14 protein-coding genes are annotated in these 17,980 nt (G+C 49.6%); 5 read left to right on the top strand and 9 right to left on the bottom strand.

The window, feature by feature from the left end:
* The gene (locus BUA40_RS01315) at positions 1-3,969 is read left to right on the top strand and encodes a response regulator (RefSeq protein WP_072797478.1); all 3,969 of its coding nucleotides are present in this window, start codon (positions 1-3) and stop codon (positions 3,967-3,969) included.
* Here BUA40_RS01315 and BUA40_RS01320 read toward each other — a convergent pair.
* Positions 3,966-4,205, bottom strand: coding sequence for a zinc ribbon domain-containing protein (locus tag BUA40_RS01320; RefSeq protein WP_072797479.1), 240 nt, complete (start codon positions 4,203-4,205; stop codon positions 3,966-3,968). The genes BUA40_RS01315 and BUA40_RS01320 overlap by 4 nt on opposite strands.
* Before the next feature lie 27 nt (positions 4,206-4,232).
* Between BUA40_RS01320 and BUA40_RS01325 the strand changes: the two genes are divergently transcribed.
* Positions 4,233-5,408 (top strand): hypothetical protein, encoded by a 1,176-nt coding sequence (locus tag BUA40_RS01325; protein ID WP_072797480.1) that lies wholly within the window; start codon positions 4,233-4,235, stop codon positions 5,406-5,408.
* Positions 5,409-5,595: 187 nt separating this feature from the next.
* On the opposite strand, the gene BUA40_RS01330 is transcribed toward BUA40_RS01325, so the two are convergent.
* The 3 genes from BUA40_RS01330 to BUA40_RS01340 form a co-directional block, all read right to left on the bottom strand.
* Positions 5,596-6,597: a class II fructose-bisphosphate aldolase gene (locus tag BUA40_RS01330; protein ID WP_072797481.1), complete on the bottom strand. Its 1,002-nt coding sequence runs from the start codon at positions 6,595-6,597 to the stop codon at positions 5,596-5,598.
* A gap of 157 nt (positions 6,598-6,754) precedes the next feature.
* Positions 6,755-7,780 (bottom strand): OmpA family protein, encoded by a 1,026-nt coding sequence (locus BUA40_RS01335; protein WP_072797482.1) that lies wholly within the window; start codon positions 7,778-7,780, stop codon positions 6,755-6,757.
* Positions 7,780-8,175, bottom strand: a complete 396-nt coding sequence (locus BUA40_RS01340) for a DUF4398 domain-containing protein (RefSeq protein WP_083585216.1) — start codon at positions 8,173-8,175, stop codon at positions 7,780-7,782. Before BUA40_RS01340 ends, BUA40_RS01335 begins: the two co-directional genes overlap by 1 nt.
* Positions 8,176-8,400: 225 nt before the next feature.
* Between BUA40_RS01340 and BUA40_RS01345 the strand changes: the two genes are divergently transcribed.
* Entirely contained in the window at positions 8,401-9,384 is a 984-nt protein-coding gene (locus tag BUA40_RS01345; protein ID WP_072797870.1) for a diaminopimelate dehydrogenase, read from the top strand.
* Between the two features lie 87 nt (positions 9,385-9,471).
* Positions 9,472-10,278, top strand: coding sequence for an FISUMP domain-containing protein (locus BUA40_RS01350; RefSeq protein WP_143149651.1), 807 nt, complete (start codon positions 9,472-9,474; stop codon positions 10,276-10,278).
* A 33-nt stretch (positions 10,279-10,311) separates the two neighbouring features.
* On the opposite strand, the gene BUA40_RS01355 is transcribed toward BUA40_RS01350, so the two are convergent.
* The 5 genes from BUA40_RS01355 to BUA40_RS01375 all read right to left on the bottom strand — a co-directional run bounded on the left by BUA40_RS01355 (position 10,312) and on the right by BUA40_RS01375 (position 15,806).
* Positions 10,312-10,935 (bottom strand): N-formylglutamate amidohydrolase, encoded by a 624-nt coding sequence (locus BUA40_RS01355; RefSeq protein WP_072797485.1) that lies wholly within the window; start codon positions 10,933-10,935, stop codon positions 10,312-10,314.
* Positions 10,935-12,278, bottom strand: a complete 1,344-nt coding sequence (locus BUA40_RS01360; protein WP_072797486.1) for a tyrosine-protein phosphatase — start codon at positions 12,276-12,278, stop codon at positions 10,935-10,937. The genes BUA40_RS01355 and BUA40_RS01360 overlap by 1 nt, the downstream gene beginning before the upstream one ends.
* Before the next feature lie 19 nt (positions 12,279-12,297).
* Positions 12,298-13,521, bottom strand: a complete 1,224-nt coding sequence (locus tag BUA40_RS01365; protein WP_072797487.1) for a glutamate-cysteine ligase family protein — start codon at positions 13,519-13,521, stop codon at positions 12,298-12,300.
* 68 nt (positions 13,522-13,589) lie between these two features.
* The gene (locus BUA40_RS01370; RefSeq protein ID WP_072797488.1) at positions 13,590-15,095 is read right to left on the bottom strand and encodes a RimK family protein; all 1,506 of its coding nucleotides are present in this window, start codon (positions 15,093-15,095) and stop codon (positions 13,590-13,592) included.
* A 12-nt stretch (positions 15,096-15,107) separates the two neighbouring features.
* Positions 15,108-15,806, bottom strand: coding sequence for a cysteine peptidase family C39 domain-containing protein (locus tag BUA40_RS01375; RefSeq protein ID WP_072797489.1), 699 nt, complete (start codon positions 15,804-15,806; stop codon positions 15,108-15,110).
* Positions 15,807-16,020: 214 nt separating this feature from the next.
* Between BUA40_RS01375 and BUA40_RS01380 the strand changes: the two genes are divergently transcribed.
* The gene (locus BUA40_RS01380) at positions 16,021-17,919 is read left to right on the top strand and encodes a hypothetical protein (RefSeq protein ID WP_072797490.1); all 1,899 of its coding nucleotides are present in this window, start codon (positions 16,021-16,023) and stop codon (positions 17,917-17,919) included.
* Positions 17,920-17,980: the final 61 nt, after the last annotated feature.

Consider the following 17,980-nt stretch of genomic DNA (forward strand, 5'->3'; position numbering starts at 1 on the left):
TTGACCCATAATCCACTGAATGCACAACGTCGTCGCTTAAGAAACCGCATCTCAATGGTGTACATGTTGCCGACTTTTGTGGCAGCAGTGGCTTTGGTCTTTCTTTTTTCTTCGGCGGTGCGTTCCATGTTGGTGGAATCTGCGGTCGCCAATACCGAAACGGCCCTGCGTGAACGCGTGCAGACCGAAATCGAAGCCTTCCTGAAAGTCCGCGAAGACAGTTTCTTGGGGGTTGCGAAACGTGTACAGCAGGTGACCAAGGATAACGCCATTAGGCCCTTGCTTTACAAGCAGACTCAGACAGCCGAAGGTATTGTGGATGTTTATTTCGGGACTACCGATGGCGACTATATTTCGGGCAGGGGCTTGAAACTGGAAAGCGGAAAGACGGAATTCCGCACCACGGGCTGGTATCTGGAAGCTTCGCGTAAAAGGGGCCTTGCCTATACGGGACCTACGATCCGTAAAAGCATCAACCGTCAGGTTCTTTCTCTTTCGTACCCGATTTGGGATAAGAATCAAAAGTTCAGGGGAGCCTTGGGCGAAGATATCAATCTGCACAAGGTTAGGCTTACCATGGGTGCCCTCGCCAAGGAAGAGGGTGGCATTACGATGTTGGTGGCAAGCGAAAGCGACAACTTGCTGACCTATTTCCCTTATGAAACCAACCGTGGAAAAGTCTTGCAGGACAGCGTCGAAAACTTGCTGTTGCTGATTTCTGACAAGTTTAGCTCGGACACCTTGATGGACGGGCGCATTTTGCGTTTTGAAAAGACCAATGAACATCACCAGCAGTTGATTTTCATGGTGACGCCCCTAAAGCAGTTGCCGTTCTATATCGTGCATGTCAGTCAGCATAACAAGATTGCGGCCAGCATCGATAACCATACCGATACCATGCTGGGCGTGGTCGCTTTCTTCGTGTTTGTGCTGATGGGACTTGCGGCCTTGTGCTCCCATATTCTTTTCCGTCGCTATATCCAGAGAGACTTGAACGACAGTGTGAATTCCAGTACGCTTTTCGATACGCTGCTGTGGAAGGGCAATAACTTTAACATCATTCTGACTAATGAAAATTTCGATATCTTGCATGCCAGCGCCTATGTGATGGATTTCTTGAACGGTGGCGAGGACATGAAAGAAGAAAGCCTGTTCAAGTTCTTTACTTCGGATGACTTTAATAAGTTTGCCCATCGAGTGGCTATGGGCGGACAGCTGCTTGCCAGTGAACGCAGAACCATTGTGCGTGTGGAAAATGCCGATGGGGAAGTGGCATGGTGGGGCATGACTTTCCAGGCGCTGGTAGAAGACAATGGCGCAACTCGATTCTTGATTATGATCAATGACGAAACGAGCGGAATCCAGAAAGATACGATTTTGGATACGATTATGCTTTCGGGCGATCATTCGATTTTGATCATTTTCGACAGGAACCTGCATATCAAATATATGTCTCGCCAGCTTGCTGAATTCTTGGGCAAGGAATGGCGTGCTTTTGTGGGGCTTTCTATTAACGAGCTTTCGGATATGGGGCTCCCTGAATCCATGATCAAGGCGGTAATCGATTCGTACAAGAAAGATGAAGTCTGGAAAGATTCCTTGATGCTCAAACCCGAAAACGGCACCGAAGAAACCTGGTTCCGTGGCGAAGGTTGTACCTTGAAGGTGCAAGAGGCTGTTGTGGGCTACATGCTTTCGATGATTGATATTTCGGAAGTGGTGGCAGCCCGCGAAATTGCTGAACAGGCGACCCAGGCGAAGAGTGAATTCCTTGCCAACATGAGCCATGAAATTCGCACGCCGATGAACGCCATTATCGGTATGGCGCACTTGATTTCAGAGACGAATCTGGATAATCACCAGCGAGGATTTGTAGACCGAATCAGCCATGCGGCAAAGTCTTTGCTCGGAATTATCAACAATATTCTAGACTTCTCGAAGATTGAGGCGAAAAAGCAGGATTTGGAAATCACGCAGCTTGTGCTGCAAGATGTGATTGGCGAAGTGGCGGCTCTTGCCGAGGTGCGTATCGCTGGCCGTCCGATAGAATTGATTGTGGATGTGGACCCGGATATTCCTGAAATCTTGATGGGTGACCCGCTCAGGCTTTCGCAGATCTTTACGAACCTGATTAACAATGCGACCAAGTTCACCGAAAAGGGTGACATTACCCTGAGTGTCAAGCTGTTGCAACAGGCGAACAATATGGTCAAGCTTTATATCTGTGTCAAGGATACAGGTATTGGCATGACTCAAGAACAGGTTTCGCGCTTGTTTAACGCGTTTACGCAGGCGGATGGTTCGACGACCCGCAAGTATGGCGGTACGGGCCTCGGACTTGTGATTTCCAAGTCCTTGGTGGAACTCATGGGCGGTCAGCTGCAGGTCTCGAGTGAATCGGGTGTAGGCTCGCAGTTCTTCTTTACGATTTCGCTCCCGGTGGCGGCCCAGGCGGGCGAGCCCAAGTGGAAAAATGAAGACCGCTTTACGAACAAGAATGTGCTCTTGGTTGATGACTGTGCCAATTTGCGTACAATTTTGAGGCATTACTTGAACAAGTTGCGTTGTGTCGTCGAAGAGGCGAGCTCCGTAGACGAAGCTCTGGATTTGATTCAGGCGCACGAAGAAGCGGGCGAGGCTCCGTACGATTTGTTCCTGGTTGATTACAGCATGCCGATTTTGAATGGCTTTGACTTTGTGCATGGCTTGACCGAAAACATGAAGTCGATTCCGAAGGTGTTGATGCACCCGATTCATTTTGACGAAAACGAACTGAATACGGCTAAGAGCCTGGGCTTTAACAGCAACGTGTCTAAGCCGCTCCAGATTAGCACGCTCCTGAGCGCCCTGCAAGAAGCCTTCGGTTTCCCGCTGACTTACAAAAAAGTCGAGAAAAAGGAAAAGGGCAAGATTTACTTTAAGGAAGCGAAGATCCTGCTGGTTGAAGATAACCAGATGAACCAGGAATTGGCTGTGTCGCTCTTGAATAGCGTGGGCCTTACCGCGATGATTGCGAATAACGGTAAAGAAGCGTTGGATATGCTCAAGAAGGATGCCTTCGACATGGTGCTCATGGATATCCAGATGCCAATTATGGATGGTCTGACTGCGACCAAGAAAATCCGCGCCCGCGAAGATGAATACTTCAAGAAGGTGCCGATTTTGGCCATGAGTGCCCGCGCCTTCCAGAAAGATACCGAAGAATGCCTTGAAGCGGGCATGAACGCGCACATTGTAAAACCGATTGACCCGACCATTTTGTACGAAGAAATGGCGAAGTTCTTGCCGGTGGCCGCCGAAACGCCCAATGTGGGTAAGTCCGAAGCTCCGGACCTTTCTCAAGACGACAAGGATTTCTTGGGCTACTTCCAGAAGGTCAAGGATTTCGATGCGGAATCGGGACTTTACCACGTGAACAACAACCGCAATATGTTCCTTAAGATATTGCAGGGCTTTGTTCGCGACTATGGTGGAAACTCCTTCAATTTGCGTGCTCTTATTGAACAGTTCCATTACGAAGAGGCTACCCGTATCGTGCATACCATTAAGGGCCTTTGCGGAACCATAGGTTCTAACAATGTGCAGAAATTGGCGGCAGACCTAGAAGCGGAATTGGAACAGAAACAGTGCGATTTCTCAGTTTACAATAAGTTTGAAGAACGTCTGCGTGCTCTCATTGGAGATTTGCAGATTGTGCTTTCGGATATTGTTTCGGAGCAGAATACACCTGCACAAAAGACTCAGGACCCCGAAGCGAATAAGAAGTTGACTGAAGCTGTCAAGGCGCTAAAGGATGCGGTGGATACTTGTTCTTCGACCCAGTGCAAGCGTATTCTTGATGGCATTGAAAATATTGCCTTCGAGCCGAACCAAGAAGTTCTGCTGCATAAGTTGAAGGAACTGTTGGACGATTACGACTTTAGCGAAGCGTCCGAAATCCTTGAATCACTTGAAAAGACTCTGGTCTAGTGTAGGACCATTGCTGCGATAAACGCGAGCGCCACAATCACTGCCGCCGCGATGGCGAGCGGGTTCGCCTTGTTCTTCTTTTCGCCGAATTCATTCTCGACAATTTCGTCGTAATCCGGTGTCTCGAGGTCGGTAAATTCCGCACCCTCGGACCAGCCGGTATTCTTGTCGCTTCCGCAATGCGGGCAGAACGTGGCGTTGTCTTTAATTTCTGAATGGCAATGAGGACAGAGCATAGAAAAAAGATAGTATATTTGGTGGATATGAAACAGATTACTTTGTGCGCTTTGTTATTTTCCTTGATGATTGTTTTTACTGCATGCTTTGACGAAGACAGTGCTTCTCCGGCAAAAAGCGACGAAAACATTGATTTGTACACCGATCCGGACGATAAGAACAATAAAGATAACGACGAAACGGTCCGTAAGAACGATTCTTCCGGTAAAAGCATTCAAGAACTCAAAAGAATGTTCGAAGACAAAAGCGTGTCCTATTCAATTCGTGTGGATTCTTCAGTTAACGAGGCTGCCGGAACGATTGCGTTTTTTGTCCCGACAATACAGAAAATGTGTGTGACTCAAGAAAATGAACGTGTTTTCAAGAATGTAGTCTTGGAAAAGGATTTTGTAAAAAGCGAGACTTCAATTTCTAAAGCTCGCTATGAAGTCTTTAATGATACGCTCATTCTTTACGGCAAAATGTATATGTTTACAGATTACGCAACACAGGGCGATTTGTATGTGAGCGATCATCACGACGGCATTTATGGTACTTGGTATAGCACTGGCTGTTCGGGTGGGCGTCATTCGAAACTTTATTGCAACGATGATGAAGATAAGTCTTATACCTATCTAAAACTTGATATCGGCAAAGACTATATCGAAGTGGATGGGCGACACGTTGTTGGACGTTTGCATAAATACTGCGGTGGATGCAATGTTCCTGTTGCCAATTCAGCTTTTCTCGGGGCCTTTGGCAAATTTATGGAAGATACGATAAGCTATTCCTTTGAACCTTCTTTGGTTGAAGGGCGTCTTTCTGATATACCATATTGGATAACTTATAGCGTTTTGGATTCATTAGTGCTCTTTGAATACCCTGAACGCACGGTGTCAATCAGGCAAGATATTGAAGTAGAAACGAGAATAAAGATTTCTTTAACGGTTTCTAGCGGAGATTTTAACTGCCATGCGACTACTTATATGTATGATTTTGAACGGATTCCTGATGAATTTTGCGAAGAATCTAGACCCGAAGAGGTATCGGGAATACGCAAGAATGTTTATACCACTGACTATTATCGTTTTCGTTCAAATGGTGTTTGGTATAATTATGTCGCAGAGCTGTATTATATTCCGGTAGACGAGAAGAAAGAATTTAACGACTGCTTGGAAGAACTTCGCGCCGCCTACAAAAAAGAAAAAAAGCCTATTGAGTAATTGTTCGTTGTAAAAAAACACCTCGGAAAAATCCGAGGTGTTTTTTTTTAAGCTTTTGGCTTATGCCGCTAAGCGGCAAAGCCGCATTTCATCCGTGAGCAACAAAGCCCTCGGGTGTTAACCGAGGGCGGTTGCGAGAGCGAGGCGATATCACATTTTTAATCTGCGATAGAGCCGAGCGGTCTCATTAGAGCTTGTTGTTAGAACCAAGAACGTCGACGATCTTGTGTTCGTACATCTTCTGCATGTTTTCGCGAGCCGGCTTGAGGTACTGGCGCGGGTCGAAGTGTTCCGGATGTTCGTCGAAATACTTACGGATAGCGGCAGTCATGGCGAGACGGCTGTCAGAGTCGATGTTGATCTTGCAAACAGCGGACTTGGAAGCTTCGCGGAGCTGTTCTTCCGGAATACCGACGGCATCCGGGAGCTTGCCACCGTGGGCGTTGATGGTATCGACTTCGTCCTGCGGAACAGAAGAAGAACCGTGGAGAACGATCGGGAAGCCCGGGAGCTTCTGTTCGATGGCGTGGAGCACGTCGAATGCCAGGGGAGGCGGAACGAGCTTGCCAGTCTTCGGGTCGCGAGTGCACTGTTCCGGCTTGAACTTGTAAGCACCGTGGCTGGTACCGATGGAGATAGCGAGGGAGTCGCAGCCCGTACGGGTAGCGAAGTCGATCACTTCTTCCGGCTTGGTGTAGTGAGATTCTTCAGCCTGGACTTCGTCTTCCACACCGGCGAGCACGCCGAGTTCAGCTTCGACGGTCACGTCGTGCTGGTGAGCGTATTCAACAACCTTCTTGGTGAGGGCGATGTTGTCTTCGTACGGAAGAGCGGAACCGTCGATCATCACGGAAGAGAAACCGTTGTCGATGCAGTCCTTGCAGAGTTCGAAAGAGTCACCGTGGTCGAGGTGGAGCACGATCTGCGGATTGGCGCAGCCGAGTTCCTTGGCGTATTCAACAGCACCCTGAGCCATGTAGCGGAGGATGGTGCCGTTTGCGTAGTTACGAGCACCCTTAGAGACCTGCATGATCACCGGAGACTTCTGCTTCACAGCAGCCTGCACGATGGCCTGCATCTGTTCCATGGTGTTGAAGTTGAAAGCCGGGATAGCGTAGCCACCCTTAACAGCCTTTGCAAACATTTCCCTGGTGTTCACCAGGCCGAGTTCCTTGTAAGAAACTGCCATTTGTTTTACCTCTTGATTTGATTGGCGACTTGCATCGCCGGTTAAAAGTTACGGGGCTAAAAATAGCAAATTTAAACTGCTTTGTCACGCAAAATGCAAAAAAAGAAACCCCGCACCAAGTGCGGGGTGACTTTAGTGGAAAAGTATTCCGTTAGGCTTACTTAGCTTCCTGCTGCTGAAGAGCCTTGTCCTGGATCACGAGGTCCACGCGACGGTTCTTCTGGCGGCCTTCCTTGGTGGAGTTGTCAGCGACCGGCATGGTCATACCGAGACCCTTGGCCGTGAGTCGATCTTCAGCGATACCCTGTTCCACAAGGAATGCCTTCACGTTATCGGCACGCTGCTGGGAAAGCTTCATGTTGTGTTCTTCGGAACCGGTGTTGTCGGTGTTACCTTCGATGGACACGTTGAACTGCTGGTACACGGAAAGAATACCGGCCACCTTGGCGAGGCTCGTCTTCAAGTCGGCCTTGAGGTCGGCCTTGTTCACGGCGAACAAGATGTCGGACATGGAAAGGATAATGCCGCGAGCGGACTTGGTCACCTGAATCATCTGGGACTGCAGTTCGTTCAGCTTGTTCATGGCTTCCTGCTGGCGAACTTCAGCCTTGGCGCGTTCTTCGGCGAGTTCCTTCTGGAGGTCGGCTTCACGCTGGTTGGCAGCCTTCAAAGCGGCTTCCTGGGCGGCTGCTTCGGCCTGGAACTTTTCCTGGTTCTGCTGCATTTCGGCCTGGAGGCGGGCTTCCTGGTCCTTCATCTTGGCCTTTTCAGCTTCGAGGTCGTTCACCTTACCGGTGCGGGCCTTGTTGATCTGTTCCTGAATAGCTTCGATAGAACGAGCGGTGGCGGCGCGCTTTTCCCACTTTTCAGCGGTGCTGTTGCGGTATTTCTGGGTTTCGGCCTGGGCGGCGATCGTCTTGGCGTAAGTGTCGCACTTGGTGGCGAGAGCCTTGGTTTCGTCAGATTCTGCGTCGTCATTGTAGGCGGCGTCGAGGGCGATGAGGTTGTTCTTGGCGGCGGCAAGTGTGTATTTGGCAGAGGTGGCGTTGGCCGGAATATCCTTGGCGGCTTTGTCAATTGCAGTCTGGCAGGCTTCCACGGCGTTCGGGCCAGAAACTTCTTCGGCAGCGAAGGAGAGAGCGGCTGCCATGGCGCTAATCATCAAAAGGTTTCTCGTTTTCATTACTTGGCACCTCCGTTCTTGGTTTCCTGGTCAAGGATGCTCTGGTAAAGGAGCTTGCGTTCGACATCGCCTCTCAGTTCTTTTTCGACTTTTTCGTCTTCTTTCTTGGCGGCGTCAAGTTCGGCGTTTGCGACAGCGAGTCTGTATTCAAGAGAGCTCTGTTCGGCAAGGGCGGCGGCTTCTTCTTCGTCACCGTCGGCCTGCAGGGCCTTGGCGGAGTCGAGCTTTGCATTGGCAGATTCGAGCTGGGCGGCATCGACCTTGGCTTCTTGTGCAATAGTCTTGTTGGAGTCTGCAAATTCGATAGACTTGGCTGCGTTTACGCTACCGGCACAGCCGGAAAGGGAGGCGAGGGCCAGGGCGGCCATACCCGCAACGAGTATTCTGGATTTCATTAAAATCTCCTTTTGGGGTTAAAAGTCGTGAGGTAATATATAAAAATTGTAAGTTCGAGTAGTAATTGCTTGTTCCTTATATATAGTAAGCGTACATAAAGGGCCTAGTTTTGTTAACAACTTTTTTCAATCCCTTTTAAAACATACAACGTTGTGGGAATAGGGCTCATTGGGATGGATTTTCCTATATTTTCACTCGCAAAAATTTTTAACAAGGACATTGTTATGGCAAAGATTGCTATTCTCGGTTACGGTAACCTGGGCCGCGGTGTGGAATGCGCCGTGAAGCAGGCTCCGGATATGGAACTCGTCGCTGTTTTCACTCGTCGTGACCCCTCTACGGTCAAGATTCAGACGGCTGGCGTTCCGGTGTTGAACGTTTCTGAAATGGAAGCCTGGAAGGACAAGGTGGACGTGCTCATCATTTGCGGTGGCTCTGCTACGGACCTGCCGGTGCTCACCCCGAAGTACGCCTCCATGTTCAACGTGATCGACTCCTTCGACACCCACGCCAAGATTCCGCAGCACTTCGCTGCCGTTGACGCTGCTGCCAAGGGCGCAAACAAGATCGCCATGATCTCTGTCGGTTGGGACCCGGGTATGTTCAGCCTGAACCGTGTGTACGCTCAGTCTATCCTTCCGGAAGGCAAGGACTACACGTTCTGGGGCAAGGGCGTTAGCCAGGGCCACAGCGACGCTGTCCGCCGCATCAAGGGTGTGAAGAATGCCAAGCAGTACACCTGCCCGGTCGAAGCTGCTCTCGAAGCCGTGCGTAGCGGCTCCATGCCGGAACTCACCACTCGCCAGAAGCACACTCGTCTCGTTTACGTGGTTGCCGAAGAAGGTGCCGACAAGGCCTACATCGAAAACGCCATCAAGACGATGCCGAACTACTTCGACGAATACGACACTACCGTCAACTTCATCAGCGAAGAAGAATTCAACAAGAACCACAGCGGCCTCGCTCACGGTGGTTTCGTAATCCGTACCGGCAAGACCGGCATGAACAAGGAACACACGCACGTGATTGAATACAGCCTCAAGCTCGATTCCAACCCGGAATTCACGACGAGCGTTCTCGTGGCTTACGCCCGCGCCGCTCTCCGCATGAAGGCTAATGGCCAGACCGGTTGCAAGACCGTTCTCGACGTGCCGCCTGCATACCTCAGCACCTTGAGCGACGAAGAATTAAGGGCTCATTGTCTGTAGTGCAACGCTCGCAATTGAAAAAATAGTCTCGGATGAAAAATTCCGGGGCTTTTTTGCTTGAGTATATTTTTTTATCTTGTATGCAAAATGGATAGGTTGTTTATGAAAATGTATCAAATGCTTTTTGGGATCGCTGCTTTAGGCGTATCCTGTTTTAATGCTGCATGTAGCTTTGATGATAGCTCGTCATCGGCAGTCAAGCCCGATTATACCGTTTATGAAGGAACCTTGGTTGATGAACGGGACGGTCAGGTCTATAAAACAGTAACCATCGTTGATAAGTACGACGATTCTGTCACTTGGATGGCTGAAAACCTGAATTTTGAGCCTAAGATCGGGAAAAGTTTCTGCCATGAATGCGAAAAATATGGTCGACTCTATACGTGGGCGGCGGCCGTGGATTCGGCGGCGGAATTCAGTGATGAAGCCAAGGGGTTTGGTTTTCATAATTTCATGTTGTCAGGGTACATAGAATTAGAGGGACATGTTCGAGGGGTGTGCCCTGAAGGTTGGCGCCTGATTGATTACAATGATTTCGATTGGTTTAGGATGCTTACCAAAAGCGGTGATCCCGTTAATTATGCGGTAAAAATGATGAAGTCCGCAACGGACTGGAACGGAATCGATGAATTCGGTTTGAATATCCTTCCTGCTGGATACCATTATGAAGGTACTTATTACGCAACTCCTTCTGCAGAGCCTGAACATGTGGTTGAATGGCGTGAAGGTGGCGAGGCGGCCTATTTTTGGACATCGAATGACCATGGTAATGCGGATGGTGCTTTTGCGGAGTATTTTGCCCCGGAGAATTATGATCCTGTGTTTCCAGATGTCCAGAAGTCCAAGGTCTTAACCAAATTTTACGGGCTTTCGGTACGTTGTATAAAACGGTAGCTCGATATCTGTGGCGCAGTTATTTGGTGGTTGCTACCGAAAAAATTTCTGGTTGATTTCGATTTCAAGGCCTGCGTAACGCGGGCCTAATTTTTTGCGTAGGGTCGTGGTAAGTCCGTCAGAAGTGCCTTTGTAGGGGTAGTTGAATCGCACCTTCATTTCGGGGTGTAGACGCTTAATTTCGGCCTTGATGACTTGGGCGAGTTCGCATTCCTTAGGGCGACTCGGGTCGTAGAGAATTCCGATGTCAGTGTTGCGGACTTTGCCGTTCAATTCGGGCGTAAAACTGTGGATGCCGAGATGAATGATTTCTTTCTTGGCGTTTGCTTTCACGAATTTTTCAATGGCGGCGCGGTATTCGTTCCAATAGGCGGTGGCTTGCGGTTTCGCCTTTGCGACCGTCGCTTTATCGAGCGCTTCGTAGTATTCGCTAAACGCACTCTTGTTGGTGATGGTGCGGTTCAGGTCCACGAACAGACGCGAATACTTTCCTTCGCAACTAAATTCCGGCTTTGCGAATTTCACCAGCTTGCGGAATACTTGTGCAGCTCCGATGTCGTAGGCACGGTGAGTCTTTAAGACTTCAGCGGGAACGGCCTTCTTGAAGGCGGCGGGCAGGCGATTGCTCGCATGTTCGCAAGTAAGCATGAGTTTCATTATTTCAACCGATCCTTCAAAGCGGAAATTTCCTTTTGGCTCATACCCAATTTTTCCAGGTATTTTTCTGTGGCCGTGACCCAGTCGGCGTTTCGGGTGTCAGAAATGTTGACGCCTTCGGCGTGATACACCGCCTTCAGATTCCTGAGAACGACGGCCTTGAAGAAATCGATTTGTTGTTCATTCAAGGCGACCTGTATGTCGTTGATTACGGTGAAGTAGTTGCTGAATGTTTTTGCGTAATCAGCCTGGATTTCTTCAGCGGTAGCGCCCATTAAGGCTTCCAAGACGGCGATTGTAAAACCGGTACGGTCCATGCCGTAGGTGCAATGTACCAGATACGGACCTTCGTGCTCAATCATGTAGCGGAACCCTGCCACAAGTCCTTCCTTGAAAGACCTAGAAAAGAATTCAGGGGGAATATCCAAAAAGATGACGTTTTGCGTTGAATAATAAGTGGTTTCGTAACCCTTGTTGGAGTATGCTCCGTTCTCCGAATCGGCTAGGTTGATGAAGGTGGCTACGCCAGCTTCTTTTGCCAGGGAATCTGCGTAGTAATTGCGGCCGAGATAAAGGTAGATGGGACTGGAAGAACGGTAAAGTTTGTTTGCGCCCATGCCTGTGGTATGAACTTCTCTGAAGTTTGCGAAATCTTCAATGGAAAGGTCTGGGTAGCTTTCTGCGTAGGCTCCCATGTATTGGGTGTTGCGCATGATGTCAAGACCCAATAGATAGCCGCCTTGTTCTTTCATGGATATAGAAACTTCTAGGGGCGCGTTTACGGCCGTTATTCTGAGGACTTCTGCCATTTTGGCGTAATGGGCGGTCAAGACAAGTTGATCAGAACCTTTGTTTGCTGCGACGAGGAATCCAGCGATAGGCACGTCGCCAGAGTATTCTGCTACAGGCATTTCAAGAGTGTCGTAACCGTTGATGGCAACGGTTACAATATCGCCAATTTCAAACCGCGTCAAGAAAGAATCTGCCGGATAGTCTAGATACAAGTTGCCGGATGTAATTCCTTCTTCATTGAGGATTAAATGAAGTACGCTAGTATCTTCAATGACAGCTTCGTAAGTGGTTGTGTCGACAGGGATTGTGTCTACCGGTGCCGTAGTGTCAGAGCTTGTAGCTGTGTCTGGAACTACGATTTCTTCGGGAATTGTAGTGTCAGGCTTAGCTGGTTCTTCGGCAACTGTAGTGTCCGCAGCTGCGATTTCTTCTCGTGTTGCTTGAGGTTCTTCAGCCTCGTTTGCAACAAAAGTTGAAACGGAATTGCTACAGGCTATAAAAGCCTGCGTGCAGATAAGGAGTCCCGCAAGAATCGACCAGTTCTTTCTCATTAGGGATAAATATATTCTTTTAAATTCCGTATAGTCTATTTTCTGCTAGACATTTCGCCAATTTGCCGTATTCGTATACAAAATCGTCGCGGTCAGGATCTGCGCCGACAGCTTTCACGAGGGCACTTGCGAGTGTGCCGCGTTTGAACATTTCAATAAGCAACGCCTGCGAATGGGCACTGATTTTAGATTTTACGCATTCTGTGATTTTCTGGATGAGTTCGCCGGCGGTGATTTCGCTGGCGTCAAATCCCCAAATCTTCAGATAATCGCGGTCGCTAATCACCGTCTTCTCGGCGGCATGAGTCGTGTCTAGTAGAATCTTGGCGAGTGCGTCTGTATCGAGGGCGCGAATTTCAGCTTCGCTTGCGAAAGCGCCTTCTGCAAGGCCCTTGAGTACAGCGACTTCCCATTCGGCAATCGCAATGTCGGCATCAGGGCATTCCTGAATGTCGACCAGACGAATTTCTACGGCACCGCGGTCAAAGCGGGCGATGGCACCACGGCTGTTCAAGAAGAAATGGTTCAGCAAATGTTCCGGATCGTAAGGCGCAATGTCTGCCTTCACACGGTTGAAAATCTGCTCTTCGTAATCCTTGTAAGTAAAGACCGCTTCCGGAATCACCTTGCCTGTAATACTCGGGATTTTCTCTTGATTGTGGCGGTAAGTTTCGATTCGTCCATCCAAGAATCCGCAGTACTTGCTGTCCAAAAACGGGCTGGAGGCTGCTACGGCAGGAATTAGCGGCAGCAGTGCACGAATGGCGGCGTGCAACTTACCGAATTCCTCGTCGCCGTTAAAGGAAAGGTTGATGTGTGTGGATTGCAGATTCGCCCAACCGTGGCCTTTACAGTTAAAGATACGGTCGTAGGCCTGGTAAATGTCCAAGCAATCGTAGGGCCAAAGCTGCATTACGGCCGGGTCCATAAAGGGGTGTGCCGCCGTCGGCAAGAGCATCGCATTAATGCTCTTGAGCGATTCGTTTGCCTTCAAGATTTCGTGATGGAATGTCTTGCCCAAATGCTTCAGGCTGTCGACAGGCTGTGCGCACTTGAATTCCAGCACATGGCTCACGAGCTCGTTAGAAAGGCCGATGGGTCCGTGTTCTACGTCCGAAAGCTGTTCGCCGTTCTTGTCTTTTCCAAGCGGTACATCAGCGCGGGGGAGTACATCAAGAGTATCACGATCCACGATCATGTACTCCATCTCGATGCCGTAACGTTGCCATAACTTATAATTCATATAAAAACCTCAAAGCACCGTAGGTGCGTACTCATACCTCAAAGGCACGAAGTGCCGACCTCATACCTCTAGAACCATTCCCTTTCGTGCTGTTGCAATTTATGTTGTGCGGCGTTCATGCGGTCTTCGATGCGGTGGCGCAGCGATCTCATGATGGCGAGATAAACCTTGCTCTTGCCCACGCCATCTTCAATTCCCGCGTCAATACTCGGGTTGTCGTTCACTTCGATGACAATCGGGTGACCATGCCATTCTTTCAAATCTACGCCGTAAAGCCCGTTGCCAATCAAGCTGCAAATACGGAGTGCTGTCTTCACGATTCCATGCGGAACCATCTCGATAGGAATACTTTCACACTTGCCCGAAAATTCTTCGCTCTGCTTGTCGTTGCTTTCCCAGTTGTAGATTTGCCAGTGGCCCTTGGCCATGTGGTATTTGCAAGCATAAAGCGGCTTGCCGTCAAGAACGCCCACGCGCCAGTCAAATTCCGTCGGCGTAAATTCCTGCGCAATCAAAAGATCGCTGTGCTGGAACATTTCGTCGAGAATCTGTTCGAGTTCTTCCTTGTTGGTTGCCTTCTTCACGCCCATGGAGAAACTCGAATCCGGCGACTTGATTACCATCGGGAATCCGATTTCCTTGGCGAGCGTGTGGCGGTTTTCGGCGTGCGCGATAATCGTCTTCGGCGAATGAATCTTGGCCGCCTGCATCAGTTCTTGCAGGTACACTTTGTTGGAACAGCGCAGGATGCTGTCCGGATCGTCAATCACTGCAATACCCTGCGACTGCGCACGGCGAGCGAAACTGTAAGTGTAATGGTTTACGTTCGTGGTTTCGCGGATAAAAATGGCGTCGAATTCGCCTACGCGCGGGTAGTCCTTCTTGGTAATCATCTCCACGCGGAAACCCGTTTCTTCGGCGGCCTTGATAAAGTTCTGAATGGCCTGCGCATTGCTCGGCGGCTCCACTTCGTCAGGGTTCGTGAGAATGCCCAAGTCGTACAGGTAATCTTCTTCCTTGCTGGAAGCATAGCGCGTTTTCTCAAAGTATTCTTGCGCAAACTTATCGACGAATTCCATGTGCGATTCGGGAATTTCATCCACGCAAATCGGGCGAATACTCTGGATAAACCACTTCTGCTTGAACACGAATTTCGCGCGCAGGAGCGGGGCCTGGAACAGGCGGTAAAGTTCCTGCGAAAGCTCCAAATATTGCGGGCTCACGTTCTGACCGAAGTAAATCGAAAGCACGAATTCCGTACCGGTGAGTTTGTGCAGACTCTTTTGGATCAGGTTGTCGATTTCATCGGAAATGTGCTTGATGACCGCCGGGGCCTTGAAGTCGCGCATGTTCTTGACGCCCGGAATTACCTTGTGCCCGCGAGCCTCGGCCAGCAGCGACACGTAGTAGCCTTTGCTTTGGTAGTTGTAATCGCGGCAGAGGTTGAATACACGCAGGTTGCGTTCGTTAGTGTATTTGCTCGAAATCAGGTAGTCCTGTGCCGAAATGATGTCGATGCCAGGAACGTGCAATTTCCAGTGCTTGGGATTGTTCACCACAATCAGTTTTTTCATGATTTTATGCCGTTATTTCTTATTCTCAATAACAAGCACGTTGCCGTCGTAAGTCATAACGCCGAGCAAAATGCTGTGGATTAATCTAAACTTGTCTACTTTGTAGTAAGGCATCTTGTGCAGCGGGTTGGTGCCGTCGGGGTCGGCGACCATGAACTGGTTCTTGTCGTCGATTCCATAAACCACGACGAAGTGCCCCATGGGTTCGCCGTGAATGTCGTCGAAGACGGACTTGTCATCGGCACCGGTGAATTCGCGCATGCTGCGGTACAGGTAGGTAGCCGAAAGTCCGCAAAGAACGGGTACTCCCTTCTTGAAGTATTTTTCGAACATGGCCGCGCGGAGGTCGGAGAAAGCCACGGTTCCGCCCAAATCAATAAAGCGGATGTAAGCTTCAATGGCCTTGCGGAGCTTGGGGGCGTGTTTTGCCTTGTGCAAGAGTTCAAGCTTTGCCTTCAATTCCGGCATACTGAGCTCGCTCCAAGTGGGGTCCAAAAGCGTCAGGTTGTACGAATGAATAGTCGCCTTGAATCCACGCTTTAAGGCGTCGATTCCCAGGAACACGCCGAGGGTGCCGCCGTCTTCCAAAAATTCAATTTCAGAAATCAGTTGCTTTAGAGAAATCTTGTAGCCAAGGTGGTTGTACACCGCCTGTAGGCTGGTCGGCCCGCAAGTAACGTCGTCGGGCTGCTGCAAAATCTTAATGTCCATCGTTGTGCCTTTTTAAAAGCTCGCCGGTTGTCCGGTGCTCGTCGTGGCGGCTATCGGAAGGTTTTTCCGGGTCGTCGATGGCGTGCCTCAAAGATACCAAAAATTGTAAAAATGGGCAAGAGGATAGAATCAAGGCCGAAACTTGCGTCAAATAGATGCGTGTAAACTAAAATTACAAGACAAATTGCCTGTATAAATATAGATTTGCCGTTGTATGAAGAGATCTTTTGTGAAATTTGCCTTCGCGGTACTGTTCCTAGTGTCCGCGTCATTTGCCGATGATTTTGAAGATGCTCTTGCTGCGGTGGATTCTGCCGAAGCTGCCAATATGCCGGGCATGTATGATGTCAACCATTTTGAATACCTCGACTGCTGGGTGGAGTCTGCCGCAAATATCGTTGCGAGAGAACGAAACCGTATCGGGGCCATTCGTGACGAAGCCAAGGTGTGCGGCTGCTATACCATTCGTGAAAAGGGTGGTTATGGTTGGCGTGCCACGGACGAAGGCAAAAAGATCGTGAAGGTCTGGGATATTCCGAAGCCTCGTCTCTTGACTTGCCCCAAGGGCATGACCTGTTCCGATGAATTCTTTATCGAACAGTGTGTGGACCATATCAAGCAGTCTGTCCCCATGCTTAGCGATTATGCAAAGGGTGCACCCCTGGAAGGTGCCATTGCCCTTACGTTTGAAGATAAGACGAAGACTCCGTTTGGTGAATATTTGGAATCCCACAAGGCTGCTGCCGATTCCATCAACTGCTTTATCAACGTCCATAACAGACCCGATGCTGCTTTTGATTCCGATAACCGTAACCCGTTCCTGTTCCATCTTTCGGGTATGCCCAGGAAGTTGATTCCCTCCGCAGTGGGGCGTTTTACCGATTACAGTGACGTTCGTTGTTTGGATAGAGGCATTTTGACGGGTTTTGCTAATAACGGCTATGTCGAAAATGTGCGCCATGTGGATGCTAACGGTCTTCTTTATGGCGAAGAAATCGGCTATATGAACGACCCGACATACCCCAAGAAGCAGGGCCCTGAATGGGGTGGCATTCTCTGGAAGTCTAACTACAGAATGGGTATGCGCGAAGGTATTTCTACCTTCTATCGCTCCAGCGTCTTGGACCAGAAGGTTTATGGAACCGTCGATAGCTCTTACTACTTCCAGTTCCTGGAAGTGCCTTATACCCAGGGATACGTGAACGGTACAGCCCGTATGTTCTCGGATAAGGGCTTTGTAATGGCAGAAATCCCGTATAAGCGTAACGCCATGCATGGCCGTATGACGGTGTACAACCCCTTTAAGAAGAAACCGGTTGCTCTGACCTTCAATGCCAACAGCCTCGAAGGCTTTGTGGACTTTGGCGAATTTGGCGGCGTGTTCCACAAGGGTCTTCCGAACGGCGTCATTACCTTCTGGACGGTCAAGGATACTTGCTACCAGTGGATGCCGGGCGAAACGGTTTGCTACTCGGAACGCATTACCAAGAAGCAGTGGGGCACCTACAAGATGGGTGAATTCCAGGGCGTTATGGAATGTGCCGACGGAACCAAGGGTGGCAAGGATTTGATTTGCCCCGATTTGGATTCTGCCGCTGTGAAAAAGATTGCGATTAATGCCGATATCGCTGTCAAGGAAAAGGAACGCGCCAAGGCAGAAGCCTTGATGAAGGATGCCGAAGAAGACCTTGCAAAGCAGAAAGAAGCGGATTCTCTGAAGGCTGCTGAAGCTGCCGCCGCGGATTCTGCTGCACAACAACAGGCTGCTCCGGCTCCGCAGAAATCTTCCGAAGAAGAAATGGCTGACGCCATTCAAAAGGGCAAGAGTGCTCTTGCCGCCAAGAAGTCTGCAAAGGCTGAACCCGCACCGGCCCCTGCCGCTGAAGAGCCGCATGAACCGACCGCTCTCGAAAAGGCGGAAAAGGCCAAGCTTGAAGCCCAGAAGGCTTTGCAGGAAGCTGAAAAGGCTCTTGCCGAAGCTAAGAAGGCTGAACGTGAAGCCATCATGGCTGAACAGAAGGCTCTCAAGGCAGAACGCCAGGCCAAGAAGGCGAAGGCGGGCAAGAAAAAAGATGCTGCCAAGCCGAAAAAGTCGAGCAAGAAAAAGAAATAAGCGATAAGCTGTAAAAAAATCGCCCGGTTCTATAGAACCGGGTTTCTTTTTTATGCCAGAC

Origin of the sequence: Fibrobacter sp. UWT2, assembly GCF_900142545.1 — a bacterium.
In the GTDB taxonomy this organism is placed as follows: Bacteria; Fibrobacterota; Fibrobacteria; order Fibrobacterales; family Fibrobacteraceae; genus Fibrobacter.